This is a genomic window from Rhodobacter capsulatus, assembly GCF_052363175.1.
Lineage (GTDB): Bacteria > Pseudomonadota > Alphaproteobacteria > Rhodobacterales > Rhodobacteraceae > Rhodobacter > Rhodobacter capsulatus_D.
The window spans coordinates 1624837-1637617 of the sequence record NZ_CP198946.1 but is presented as its reverse complement, the minus strand read 5'-3'; the positions used below and the strand labels follow the sequence as shown (position 1 = coordinate 1637617).

At 66.5% G+C, this 12781-nt stretch carries 11 protein-coding genes; 3 read left to right on the top strand and 8 right to left on the bottom strand.

What is annotated here, in order from left to right:
* Positions 1 to 21 precede the first annotated feature (21 nt).
* Positions 22 to 1401 (bottom strand): aminotransferase family protein, encoded by a 1380-nt coding sequence (locus tag ACTTAI_RS09055; RefSeq protein ID WP_444455405.1) that lies wholly within the window; start codon positions 1399 to 1401, stop codon positions 22 to 24.
* Positions 1402 to 1727: 326 nt separating this feature from the next.
* Here ACTTAI_RS09055 and ACTTAI_RS09050 point away from each other — a divergent pair, with 326 nt between their 5' ends.
* From ACTTAI_RS09050 to ACTTAI_RS09040, 3 genes are all read left to right on the top strand, one after another.
* Positions 1728 to 2726: a taurine ABC transporter substrate-binding protein gene (locus tag ACTTAI_RS09050; protein ID WP_444455404.1), complete on the top strand. Its 999-nt coding sequence runs from the start codon at positions 1728 to 1730 to the stop codon at positions 2724 to 2726.
* A gap of 75 nt (positions 2727 to 2801) precedes the next feature.
* The gene (locus tag ACTTAI_RS09045) at positions 2802 to 3617 is read left to right on the top strand and encodes an ATP-binding cassette domain-containing protein (protein WP_444455403.1); all 816 of its coding nucleotides are present in this window, start codon (positions 2802 to 2804) and stop codon (positions 3615 to 3617) included.
* Positions 3614 to 4867: an ABC transporter permease subunit gene (locus tag ACTTAI_RS09040; protein WP_444455402.1), complete on the top strand. Its 1254-nt coding sequence runs from the start codon at positions 3614 to 3616 to the stop codon at positions 4865 to 4867. The genes ACTTAI_RS09045 and ACTTAI_RS09040 overlap by 4 nt, the downstream gene beginning before the upstream one ends.
* Positions 4868 to 4928: 61 nt before the next feature.
* Here ACTTAI_RS09040 and ACTTAI_RS09035 read toward each other — a convergent pair whose 3' ends face one another.
* From ACTTAI_RS09035 to ACTTAI_RS09005, 7 genes are all read right to left on the bottom strand, one after another.
* The gene (locus ACTTAI_RS09035) at positions 4929 to 6290 is read right to left on the bottom strand and encodes a family 2A encapsulin nanocompartment cargo protein cysteine desulfurase (protein ID WP_444455401.1); all 1362 of its coding nucleotides are present in this window, start codon (positions 6288 to 6290) and stop codon (positions 4929 to 4931) included.
* A 363-nt stretch (positions 6291 to 6653) separates the two neighbouring features.
* Positions 6654 to 6812 carry a hypothetical protein gene (locus tag ACTTAI_RS09030; protein ID WP_444455400.1) on the bottom strand — a complete coding sequence of 53 codons (159 nt, stop codon included), beginning with the start codon at positions 6810 to 6812 and terminating at the stop codon, positions 6654 to 6656.
* A gap of 4 nt (positions 6813 to 6816) precedes the next feature.
* The gene (locus tag ACTTAI_RS09025; protein ID WP_444455399.1) at positions 6817 to 7614 is read right to left on the bottom strand and encodes a serine O-acetyltransferase; all 798 of its coding nucleotides are present in this window, start codon (positions 7612 to 7614) and stop codon (positions 6817 to 6819) included.
* A gap of 58 nt (positions 7615 to 7672) precedes the next feature.
* Positions 7673 to 8140 (bottom strand): rhodanese-like domain-containing protein, encoded by a 468-nt coding sequence (locus ACTTAI_RS09020; RefSeq protein ID WP_444455398.1) that lies wholly within the window; start codon positions 8138 to 8140, stop codon positions 7673 to 7675.
* A gap of 225 nt (positions 8141 to 8365) precedes the next feature.
* Positions 8366 to 9232: a dimethyl sulfoxide reductase anchor subunit family protein gene (locus ACTTAI_RS09015; protein WP_444455397.1), complete on the bottom strand. Its 867-nt coding sequence runs from the start codon at positions 9230 to 9232 to the stop codon at positions 8366 to 8368.
* Positions 9232 to 9933 carry a 4Fe-4S dicluster domain-containing protein gene (locus ACTTAI_RS09010; protein WP_444455396.1) on the bottom strand — a complete coding sequence of 234 codons (702 nt, stop codon included), beginning with the start codon at positions 9931 to 9933 and terminating at the stop codon, positions 9232 to 9234. The genes ACTTAI_RS09015 and ACTTAI_RS09010 overlap by 1 nt, the downstream gene beginning before the upstream one ends.
* Complete coding sequence (locus ACTTAI_RS09005) at positions 9930 to 12689, bottom strand: molybdopterin-dependent oxidoreductase (protein WP_444455395.1); 2760 nt, start codon at positions 12687 to 12689, stop codon at positions 9930 to 9932. The genes ACTTAI_RS09010 and ACTTAI_RS09005 overlap by 4 nt, the downstream gene beginning before the upstream one ends.
* Between the last annotated feature and the right edge of the window lie 92 nt (positions 12690 to 12781).

The window sequence follows — 12781 nt, the reverse complement described above, 5'->3', positions numbered from 1 at the left end:
ATTATAGGTCCAGTGTACCTGTCAAGCGGCCAGACGGGTCAGTGCGGCGTCGATCGCATCGGTGATACGGTCGATCTCGGCTTCCGAGGCGATCAGCGCGGGCGCAAGACAGAGCGTGGTGTTCAGCCCCGGGATCGAGCGGTTGGTGGCGCCGATCAGCACGCCCTGCGCGACACAATCGGCCACGACCGCCTGCACCTTCGCCTCAGCGAGCGGCTCTTTCGTGCGCCGGTCTGCCACCAGCTCCGCACCACAGAAAAGCCCCTTGCCGCGCACATCACCAATCACCGCATGACGCTCGGCCAGATCCCGCAGGTTCGCAAGCAGCCGCTCGCCCATCCGCGTGGTGTTGTCGAGAAGCCCCTCGTCCTCGATGATCCGCAGCGTTTCGAGCGCCGCCGCGGGCCCCGCCGTGCAGCCGCCGAAGGTGGAAATGTCGCGGAAATGGCACAGCGGATCGGTGGGCGTATCCTTGAAGAGGTCAAAGACCGCCTCGGTCGTCACGGTGCAGGAAATCGCGGCATAGCCCGCCGCCACCCCCTTCGCCATGGTGACGAAATCGGGCTGGATGCCGTAATGCTGATAGCCGAACCAGGCGCCGGTGCGACCAAGCCCGCAGACGACTTCGTCAAGATGCAGCAAGATGTTGTATTTGCGGCAGATATGGCTCACCTTTTCCCAATAGCCCGCGGGCGGCACGATCACGCCCCCGCCTGCGGTGATCGGCTCAAGCACGAGGCAACCGATGCTGTCCGGCCCTTCGCGCAGGATCACCTCTTCGATCGCATCGGCGGCGCGCTCACCGTAATTCGCCACGTCCCACTGCGCCCGATATTCCAGGCAATGCGGGACCATGACGAAGCCATCGGGGAACGGCCCATATTGCTCGGCCCGCTGCGCCTGCCCCGAAGTGGCCAGCGCGGCAATGGTGGTGCCGTGGTAATCGCGCTCGCGGAACAGGATTTTCCCCTTCCGCCCGCCATGATGCCGGTGCGAGATCTGCCGCACCATCTTGTAGACCTTTTCATTCGCCTCGGACCCCGAGTTCGAATAATAGACGCGGCTCAGCCCCGGCATCTTGGCGATCAGCGCCTCGGCATAGCGCGCGCCGGGCACCGTGCCCGCCGCGCCCGCGTAATAGGGCAGCCGCAGCAGCTGCTCCTGCACCGCCCGCGCAATGTCGGCGCGGCCATAGCCCAGGTTCACCGTCCAGACCCCGCCCGAGGTGGCGTCCAGAAACTCGCGCCCCGTCGCATCCCACAGCCGCATCCCCTTGCCTTCGACGAAAACGCGCGGGTCGGTGGTTTCATAGGGTTTGTGCTGGCTCAGATGGTGCCAGACATGGGCGCGGTCAGCAGCGATGATCGGGGCGGCGTCTTGCGGAATCGGGGCGGCGTGCATTTGGGCCTCTGATTGGGAGTGGGGGTGACAGGACCATGGCAGGGCGTCGTCTCTACGATTAGGTCCAGATTCCGCGCTCCATTAAGTCCAGAGCCTGCGATTTCTACCGCCACGAGTATTTTCTTCCCCTGCAGGTCGTCATGAGTCGGTCTCAAATGCCTTGTTTTATTGGGCCAGAGAAGAATTCCATTTCGCGCTTCACTTTCCGGAGATTTTTCCTGCCGTCCAGCGCGCGCCTTTGGAATGGCGTCCGGCATCTGGATCGGATCATTTCTAAAATAACGATGGATCTAATGTAGTTTTCCGCACCCCCGAAAGGATCGACCATGACCAAAGCCCCCCATCTTGCCGCGGCGCTGTCTGCGCTCGCGCTTCTCGCCTCCAGCGCTGCCGCCACCGCCGCTCCGGACGAGATCACCATTGCCTATTTCCTTGAATGGCCGCTGCCGTTCGAACAGGCCAAGGTCGATGGCGATTTCGAAAAGGCCCTCGGCGTCAAGGTGAACTGGCGGGCTTTCGACACCGGCGTGGCGATGTCGGCGGCGGCCGCCTCGGGCGATGTGCAATTCCTGATCTCGCAGGGCGTGCCGCCTTTCGTCACCGCCACCTCGGCCGGGCAGGATCTGAAGGCGATCGACATCGCCGTGAGCTATTCGGAAAACGACAATTGCGTGGTGCGCAAGGATCTTGAAATCACGAAGGAAAACGTCAAGGAGCTGATCGGCAAGAAGGTCGGCGTGCCGCTGGGCACCGCGGCGCATTACGGCTTCCTCAAGCAGCTCGAGCATTTCGGGCTTGATGCCAGCCAGCTGCAGGTGGTCGATCTGACGCCGCCCGATGCCGCCGCGGCGATCGCGCAGGGCAACATCGACGTCTTCTGCGGCTGGGGGGGCTCGCTTGCCCGCGCCAAGGAGTATGGCAACGTGCTGCTGACCGGGGCCGAGAAGGAAGCGGCAGGCATTCGCGTCTTCGACGTGATCTCGACGCCGGGCGCCTTTGCGGCGGAAAACCCGGATCTGGTGACGAAATTCCTCAAGGTCGTGAACGACGAGAACGCCGCCTATCTGGCCAATCCCGACAGTTTCATTCCGACTCTGACGAAGGACTCGGGTCTGGACGAGGCGGGCACCAAGGCGCAGCTGGCGGGCTTCACCCTGCCGACGATCGAGGAGAAGCTGTCTGACAAGTGGCTCGGCGGCGGGTTGCAAGCCTATCTGAAATCGGTCGCCGATTTCTTCGTGACCACGAAGAACATCCCCTCGGCGCTCGAAAGCTACGATGGCGTGGTCGATGCAAGCTATCTCGAAGCGGCCTCGAAACTCTGACGCGGCTTGACCTGCAGGACTGCGGCGCGGGGGTCCTCTCCCGCGCCTTTCCCCGTTTTGATCCCCGGTGTTCCCATGTCCGATCTTTTCATCGACGCCCTGTCGATGCGGTTTGCGCAAGCCGCAAGCCCGCCCACCGAAGCCCTGCGCGATGTCTCGCTGACGATCCGCAAGGGCGAACTTGTCTCGATCCTCGGCCCCTCGGGCTGTGGCAAGACCACGCTTCTGAACATTGTCGCAGGCTTTCTGGCCCCCACCGGCGGAAGCGTGCGGCTCGGCGATGTGCCCGTCACCGGCCCCGGGCCGGAGCGGGGCATGGTGTTTCAGCAAGGCGCGCTGTTTGAATGGATGAGCGTGCGGCACAACATCGATTTCGGGCCGCGGATGCGGGGCGTGGGCCGGGCCGAGCGAGCACGCCTGACCGATGCTCTGCTGAAAAGCGTTGGGCTTCAGGGCTTTGGCGACAAGCCGGTCTATGCGCTTTCGGGCGGGATGCAGCAGCGGGTGGCTTTGGCGCGCTGCCTTGCCAATGACCCGGAGCTGATCTTGATGGACGAGCCCTTGGGCGCGCTGGATGCGCTGACGCGGGAAAAGATGCAGGGATTGATCCTGAAGCTCTGGAAAGAGACCGACAAGACGGTGATCCTGATCACCCATTCGGTCGAAGAGGCGCTGCTGCTGGGCCAGCGGCTGATCGTGATGGCGCCGCGACCGGGGCGGATCTTGCGCGAATACGCCCTGCCCTTTGCCGAAGCCGCCGTCGGCGCCGATCTGCGCGAGATCCGGCGTCGCCGCGATTTCATCGAAACCCGCGACGAGATCCTGTCGCTGATCTGGGGGATGGAGGACGAAATCATGGGCCGTTCCGAACAGGCGGAGGCGGCGCAATGATCCTTGCCCTTGCCTATCTGGCGATCTTTCTGGGGGCGGGTCTGACCCTGCGCCTGATCCGCCGCGGCCGCGTCGACACCGCGCGCCGCACCGTCACCTTTGGCGACGCGGGCGCGGTGCGGCCCGACCGCATCGCCTCGGCTCTGTCGGTGCTGACGATTTTCCTCATCTGGGGCGCGTTCACCGGCTCGAAGCTTGTGCCGGTGCATGTGCCCGGCCCCTTCATCGGCGAGACGGCGTTTTCCTACACCGTCACCGCACCCGATGGCGCAAGCGATACGGCAACGGTGCGGGTGAACGTGCTCGCCCCCGCCGACAAGACGCCGCAAAAGCCACTTTTGCCCGCGCCGCGCAACGGGCTGGCGCAGGACGATGCCGCCTCGGTCGCCGCCTGGCGCTTTGCGCTGGTGCGCCCGACCGCGAACGACGCGCCGGGGGTGAAGCTGACCGCAATCGACGGGCAACCGCTTGCGGTGGGGGTGCCCCAGCGCGTCGCGCATGGGCAGGTGACGCTGACGCCGAAGGGGTCGCTCTCGTTCGAGCCCGACAAGGGCTGGCAGATGGAGCCGATCTGGCTGCCCTCGCCCGAAAGCGTCGTCGCCCGGTTCGTGCAGATCGCGCAGGAAGGCTATCAGAACAAGCCGCTCTGGGAGCATTTGGGCTTTTCGCTCTTCCGGGTGCTGGCCGGGTTCTTCTTTGGCGCGCTGATCGGCATTCCGCTCGGCTATGCGATGGGGCTTTCCAGCTGGGTGCGCGGCTGGTTCGATCCGATCGTCGAGTTCATGCGCCCGGTGCCGCCGCTCGCGCTCATTCCGCTGATCATCATCTGGTGGGGGATCTGGGAGACCGGCAAGATCGTTTTGCTGTTCCTCGCCGCGCTCTGGATCATGGTGATTGCGGCGCGCTCGGGCGTGGCGGGGGTGCGGCTGTCGAAAGTCCATGCCGCCTACAGCCTTGGCGCCTCGAAGCTGCAGGTGCTGACCCATGTGATCATCCCGAATTCGCTGCCCGATCTTTTCATCGGGGCGCGGGTGGCGATGGGGGTGTGCTGGGGCACGGTGGTCGCGGCGGAACTGGTCGCGGCGGAAAAGGGCGCGGGCATGATGATCCTTGTCGCCTCGAAATTCCAGCTGACCGACATCGTGGTGATGGGGATCCTGCTCATCGGTTTCATCGGCTATGGCATCGACGTGGCCCTGCGCGCGGCCGAGCAGCGCTTCGTGCCCTGGCGCGGCAAGACCGGGGGCTGATGCGCGCGGCAGATGAAAAAGGCCCCGGAGCGCTCCGGGGCCTTTGGTTTTGGGGGCTTTCTCAGCGGCGGCGGCTGGCGAGCCTTGCGACGGCGGCGACGAACAGATCGACCTCGTCGCGGGTGTTGTAGAAGGCGAGCGAGGGCCGCACCGTGGCCTCCAGCCCGAAGCGGCGCAGGATCGGTTGCGCGCAGTGATGGCCCGCCCGGACCGCGATCCCCTCGCGGTCGAGCGCGCGCCCGACCTCGAGCGGCTCGAAGCCTTCGAGCACGAAGGACAGAACCGAGGCCTTGTGCGCCGCCGTGCCGATCAGACGCACGCCCTTCACTTGCGCAAGCGCGCCGGTGGCGTAGTGCAAAAGCGCATGTTCATAGGCGCCGATCGCCTCAAGCCCGATACGCTGCACATAGCCCAGCGCCGCCGCCAGACCGGCCGCATCGGCGATGTTGCCGGTGCCCGCCTCGAACCGCGCGGGCGGCGGCTGATAGAGCGTGCGCTCGAAGGTGACATCGGCGATCATGTTGCCACCGCCTTGCCACGGCGGCAGGGTTTCCGCGATCGCGCGGCGGATGTAGACCGCCCCGATCCCCGTCGGCCCGAACACCTTGTGCCCGGAAAAGACGAAGAAATCCGCGCCGATCTCGGCCACGTTCACCCGCATGTGGCTGACAGATTGCGCCCCGTCCACAAGCGCCACCGCCCCCACCGCATGCGCCGCCGCCACGATCTCGCGCACCGGAACGACCGTGCCCAGCGCGTTCGAGACCTGCGTGACCGCGACGATCTTCGTGCGCGGGCAGAGCAGCTTGAGGTATTCCTCGAACCGCACCTGTCCGGTGTCATCGACCGGAATGACCCGCAACCGCGCCCCTTTTTCGGCCGCAAGCTGTTGCCAAGGAACGATATTCGCGTGGTGTTCCAGATGCGAGACGATGATCTCGTCGCCCTCGCGGATGTTGGCCACGCCCCAGGTGCGGGCGACAAGGTTGATCCCCTCGGTCGCGCCGCGCACGAAGACGATCTCCTCCGACGAGGCCGCGCCCAGAAAATCGCGCACCGTGTCGCGGGCATGTTCATAGGCATCGGTGGCTCGCGCCGCCAGCGTATGCGCGGCGCGGTGGATGTTCGAGTTCTCGTGACGATAAAACTCGGTCAGCCGGTCGATCACGCAATTGGGCTTTTGCGTCGTCGCGGCATTGTCGAACCAGACCAGTTGCCGCCCGTTCACCCGCTCCTGCAGGATCGGAAAGTCGCGCCGCACCGCCTGCACGTCGAAGGCAGGCGTCGTGGCGGGCGTGGCCGGAGGGTCCAGCGAAAGTGGCGCCGCCGTGGGCAGGAAGTAGAACTGCCCCGCAGGGTGTGGCCGGAACCGGGGAGGCCAGGTTGACAGGCGCTTGAGGAGCCGCCCTGACATCGGGCGCATGGGCAGCCGATTTGCCGGTCAAAAGCCCGAAGGCCTGCCGTGCCAGACTGTCGAGGCTGTCGGCGTGACCCGCGCCGAGCGGCGCCGTGCCGCTTGCGCCCGGCGTCAGTCCGGCCCCCCGGGGCCAGATCCGCCGCCGGACCGGTCGCGCCGGGGTGATCGCCCGTCGCGCGGCGCGCGAGCGCGCCCGCCGTTCCCGCATCCGGCTCGGCGCCGTCTTCGTGGCATTGGCCAGCTGGCGGGCGGCATTGTCACCGAGCGCCAATTGAAGGGGTTCAGTCATTCAGTCTCTCCTTGCTTGGGTGCGGAACGCCATCCCGCAACCTCGGCTGCAGGTCTGGCAGGGTAAAAATCTGTCGTTTGTCAGTCGGTTGCGGGGCCTGGCCGGGTGCCTTGGGTCAGATGCGCCTGCGTCACATGCGCCCCCGGCGGCACGCTTTCGGTCAGCCAGACATTGCCGCCGATAACGGCGCCCCTGCCGAGCGTGATCCGCCCGAGCACAGTGGCGCCCGCATAGATCACCACGTCATCCTCGACGATCGGATGGCGCGGCTGGCCCTTGAGCGCGCGCCCCATCGCATCGGTGGGAAAGCTTTTTCGCGCCCAGCGTGACCGCCTGAAACAGCCGCACGCCATTGCCGATGATCGCGGTTTCCCCGATCACGACGCCGGTGCCGTGATCGATGAAGAACCCCTCCCCGATCGTCGCGCCGGGGTGAATGTCGATCCCCGTCGCCCGATGCGCCGCCTCCGAGATCATCCGGGCGATCAACGGCGCCCCGAGGCGATAGAGCGGGTGGGCGATGCGGTGGTGGATCATCGCGGCAAGCCCGGGATAGCACAACAGCACCTCGTCGACGCTGCGCGCCGCCGGATCGGCGCCAAAGGCCGCCAGAACATCGCTGTCGAGCTGGGTGCGGATCGTCGGCAGATATTGCGCGAAGTCGCGCACAAGGCCATGCGCCCGCGCCCGGATTTCCGCTCGTAACGTCGGATCGGCATCACTCAGCCGCCCGCCCAGTTCAAGGATCACCTGCTCGACCAGATCGCGCAGCACGACATCGAGCGTATGACCAACGTAGAGCTGTTCACTTTCCTGCCGCAGATCCGAGGGGCCAAGCCGCATCGGAAACAGCGCCCCGCGCAGCCCGGCCACAATCCGCTCCACCGCCTCGGGTGCAGGCAATTCGCGGCCGCCCGGCGTGGTGGCCCGGTGATGCGCCGCGCGCCAGTCGGCCCGCGCCCGGGTCAGTGCCGCCAGCACCGGAACCAGGGAAAACCCGGTATCCTCGGCCAGCTCCGTTCGTTGCGTGTCAAGCGTCATGCTGCCTCCTCGGCTGAAATCCTTGTCTTTCAATCTGATGTCGCGGCACGCGGGCCGCCTAATCCTGCCGCCAGGGCAGATCGCGCAGCCGCCAGCCCGAGAGCCGCCCCCTGCGGCCCGTCGCGTCAAGCTCGCCCTCGAACCCCTCAAGAACGTTGAACACTTGCGCGAACCCCGCCGCCGTCGCCGCCTGCGCAGCAAAGACCGAACGTTGCCCGGAGCGGCACAACAGCAAGATCACCGCATCCTTGGGCGCGACCGTCTCAAGCGCGCGCAGAAAGCGCGGGTTGCGCGTCAGGTCGAGCCCGGTGGCCCAAGGCACATTCGCGGCCCCCGGCACATGACCAACGAAACGGAGTTCCTCGGGCGAGCGGACATCGATCAACCGCGCCTGTCCGGCTTCAACCAACGCATGGGCCAGATCGGGCGGCACATCGCCCGCATAGCTCAGACCGGCCGCACGTGCCTCGGTGCGGATCTTTGCCAGCGCATCGGGCGGCGCAAGCGGAACGGAAACGGCATTCATGGCAACTCCCTCTGACAAGACTGACTCCGCAAGGGCGGTCCGGCAGGGCCGGTGATCCCGCGTCTCTGGACTGACGGAACCGGATCACGAGAATTCACGATTGAACAGATAGATATTAATGATTTTCTGTTTTGATGCCGTCTTTGGTGGAAATCGGCAGCACGGCACCCACGGGACAGCAGCTTTCTTCTCCGCCCCGGTCGCATACGCCCGGCGGAGGGCGACTCAGCGGCCCGCGGGGGGCAATTCTCCGCGGTAATACAGGGCGGCCACATGCGTCGCCTCGGTGAAGAAAAGCCAGCGCGACAGGAGGATGCCCGCAAGATGCACGGCCAGAGCCACGCCCGGGTCCGCGCCTGCCAGCAAAAGCGCCGCCGGAAGCAGGCCCGCCAACGAGACCGCCAGCCCGCGCAGACCGGGTGACCCGGCCCCGGCGGCGCGGTCGACCAGTTCGCGGGTGATGAAACTCGGCCCGCTGCGCGGCAATTCGAAACTGCGCACCTCGGCCCCCTTGCCCAGACCGGTGGCCCAGCCCCGCGTCAGCCCGAGGCGCGCGACGCGACGATCCGCAAGGGGAAAGGAAGCCCCCAGCCAGAGCGCCAGCACCAGACAGGCGAGCGCCGCCACCCCGGGCGGGGCCGCGAAGACACAGCCCCCCGTCGCGGCGCAGGCCAGATAGGTCAGCGGCACCGACCAGTGGTGCCAACGCGGCACGGCACGCAGGCTGGCATAGATCATCGCCGTCGAAAACACCGTGGCAAGGCAGAGCCCGGCACCCAGCACAGCGAAAAGGCGCAGCTCCGGCCCGCCGAAAAGCGCCGAAGCCGCGGGCGGGGCGAGCGCGACCAGCGCCGCCACAGCCCCCCAGGCCTCGCGCGAGAGCCAGCTCGTACGCCAGTGCCGGAACGCGAAGCGGGCGCGCAGCGGATGCGCCAGATGGAAGGTCGAAGCGATCAGCCCGGCGATCGTAAGCGCATAACCCGCAAGCCAGGCGCCCGGTCCAGACGACAGCCCAAGACCCGCCGCCGCAAGGATGCCGAAGCCCGCACCGGACAGGCTGGTGAACAGGATGACAGAGGGCACCGCGCGCATCAGCCTCTCCCCAAGAGTTTGTCGAGCCAGTCGCGCACCCCGCCCGCAGCAACGAGCGGCTCAAGCACAGCCCCTTCGCCAAGCCGATCCTTGGGCCGCGGCGGCAGGTAGCGGCTGGTGGGCTTCGTGCCGAATTCAGGCATCGGCGCGAAGCCGCCACGCTCGGCCACCAATCTGCCCAGCGGCGATTGCGCGTCGGAGGGGTCGCCGAAATGCCGCGCACCCGTGGGACAGGCCCGAACACAGGCGGGAATGCGGTCTTCCGCGGGCCGTGCGGGATCGTCGATGCGATTGGCGCAGAGCGTGCATTTGCGCATCACCCCCGCCACCGGGTCGAGCTCCCGCGCGCCATAGGGGCAAGCCCAGGCGCAGAGCCCACAGCCCATGCAGCGGCTGGCGTCGATCTGGGTCAGCCCCTCGGCGGTCTGGTGGCTCGCGCCGGTCGGGCAAACCGGAACGCAGGGCGGATTTTCGCACTGCACGCAGGTGCGCGGATAGTGGATCAGCTGCGCGGGGGCCTTGCCCTCGATCACCTCGTAGGAATGGACGCGGTTGAGAAAGGCGCCGAAGGGGGCCTTGCCATAGGCGTCGGCATCGGGCAGGCGCGTGTCCTCGTTCGCATTCTGCCAGCCCTTGCAGGCGATGGTGCAGGCGTGACAGCCGGTGCAGGTATCAAGGTCGATGACCAGAGTTCGGCTCATGCGGGCCTCCGGGGCCGGATCTTCAACGAAAGCTCGGACAGGCGCGGCAGGCTGAAGCGGCGGCGCTCGATCCGTTCGATGCGCACCCGCAGATCGAACCACGCCGCCTGACCGGTCACCGGATCGGCGTTCCAGACCCGCGCGCCGGTGGCATCTGGCGGCATAAGATCGTGCATCAGGTGGTTGAGCAGAAAGCCCTTTTCGGCCTCGGGCGCGTCTTGCGACAGCCCCCAGGTGCCCTTGCGCTTGCCGATCGCATTCCAGGTCCAGACGGTGTGGGGGTTCAGCGCCGCCATCGGCGCGACGGGAACCTCGATCGCGCCATGCGGCGAGGTGACCCGCGCCCAGTCACCCGCCCGAAAGCCCTTGTCGCGCCAGACCGATTTCGGGATGTGCAGCACGTTATGACCCAGGATCTGCCGCAGCCAGGCATTCATCGAGCCCCAGGAATGATACATCGCCGGCGGGCGCTGGGTCAGCGCATGCAGCGGATAGTCGGCCTCGGTGTCGGTGTTTTGCGGTGCCACCCAGTCGGGCAGCGGGTCCATCGCCGCGTGCAGCCGCGCGCGCAACGCTTCGGGCGGTTGATGTGCCCCGTGCCCTTCGGCCGCCAGCTGAAAACGCCGCAGCGGCTCGCACCAGAGTGAAAACAGATAGGGCTGCGGCTTGTCCTGCAGCCCCATCGTCACCGCCCAATCCTGCCAAGCCCGGTTCCAGGGCTTGAAGAACTGCGCCTCGGGCGGGATCATCGCCTGAAACACGCCGCCGTTTTCGATGTAGCGATCGAGTTGCGCCGGGTTCGGTGCGCCGCGGCCTTGCTCGGTGCCGTCGCCGCGCCAGCCCGCCAGCACTCCGATGCCGGGGCGGCGCTGGTGCGTGACAAGGTAATCGGCATAGTCCTTGAAGGCAGGCGCCCCCTCGGCGGTGACGAAGCCCGGCAGGCCGAGCCGCGCGCCCAGATCGATCAGCACCGACTGGAACGGCCGCACGTCGCGGTCGGGCGCCAGCACCGGCCAGCGGATCGAATCCGCCAGCCGATCCCCCCGCCCGATCGGCCGATCCAGAAGGCTGATCGCGTCGTGACGTTCAAGGTAAGTGGTGTCGGGCAGCACCAGATCGGCATAGGCCACGGTTTCGCTGGCGTAAGCGTCGGACAGGATGATGTGCGGAATGACATAGGCGCCGGTCTCGTCGCGATCGGTCAGACAGCGCGCCACCGCCTCCGGGTTCATCGAAGAATTCCACGCCATATTCGCCATGTAAAGAAAGAGCGTGTCGATCTTGTAGGGCCGCCCGGCATGGGCATTGCCGATCACCCTTTGCATAAGGCCATGGGCGGAAAACGGATTTTCCCAGGTGAAGGCCTCGTCGATCCGGGCCGGGCTGCCATCGGGCAAAAGCGCCAGATCGGCGGGGCCGCGCGGAAAGCCCAAATGCGGCCCTTTGAGAGGCGCCCCCGGCGTGGCAGTGAAATGCGGCACCGGATGGGCGGCAAGCGGCTTCGGGTAAGGCGGCTTGAAGCGCAGACCTCCGGGCGTCTCGATCGCGCCCAGCAGCATCTGCAACAGATGCAGGGCGCGGGCGGTCTGAAAGCCGTTCGAATGCGCCGCAATCCCGCGCATGGCGTGAAAACCGACCGGACGGCCGATCATCCGGTCATGGCGATGGCCGCGAAAATCGGTCCAGGGGGTGTCAAGTTCAATGGCTTCATCGAAGGCCACGCGCGCCAGTTCGACGGCCAGCGCCCGGATCTGCGCAGCCGGAACGCCAACCCGATCCGCCACCGCTTCCGCCGAGTGACGCGGATCAAGGTAACACTCGGCCAGCGCCTCGAAGACGGTGCGATGGCCCGTGAGCCCGCCGCCCAGATCCGGTTCCACCCCCGCGCCATCGAAAGGGGCAAGCGCTCCGGTGCGGCAGTCGATCACCTGCACCCGCCCCTCGGCGTCGCGCAGGTAAAGCCCGCTCTCCGGCCCCTCGCCCGGGGTCAGCAGGCAGGGCGCATCGGTGAAGCGGGCCAGATAGTCGAGATCGATCCGCCCCGCGACCAGCAGTTCATGCACGAGCGCAAGGATCAACAGCCCATCGGTGCCCGGCGTGATGCCGAGCCAGTCATCGGCTACGGCATTGTAGCCGGTGCGGATCGGGTTGATCGACACCACCCGCGCCCCCCGCGCCTTCATCGCCCCAAGGCCGCGCTTGATCGGGTTGCTGTCGTGATCCTCGGCGACACCGAAGAGCAGCAGGATCTTCGCTCGCTTCCAATCCGGCTCGCCGAATTCCCAAAACGCCCCGCCAATCGACATGATCCCGGCCGCCGCGACATTGACCGAGCAAAACCCGCCATGCGCCGCGAAATTCGGCGTACCGAAAGCCTGCGCCCACCAGCCGGTGAAGCTTTGCGACTGATCGCGCCCGGTGAAGAAGGCCAGTTTTTCCGGCGCCGTCGCGCGGATCGGCGCCAGCCAGCCGGTGGCGATCTGCAAGGCCTCGTCCCAGCTGATTTCCTCGAACGCGCCAGAGCCGCGCGGCCCCACCCGCTTGAGCGGCGCGCGCAACCGGGCGGGCGCCGTCACCTGCATGATCCCCGCCGCCCCCTTCGCGCAGATCACACCCCGGTTCACCGGATGATCGCGGTTGCCCTCAATGTAACGGACCTTGCCCGAGCGCAGATGCACGTCGATGCCACAGCGGCAGGCGCACATGTAACAGGTGGTCTTGCGGATTTCGTCGTCTGAAGGGGGGTGCGCGGTCATGGCTCATTATCACGACTTTATTTGTCGATTTTTTGCACATTAGACAGCCAAATTGAATTCCAAAGAAGGTCGATTTTCAGAAGGAAATTCTC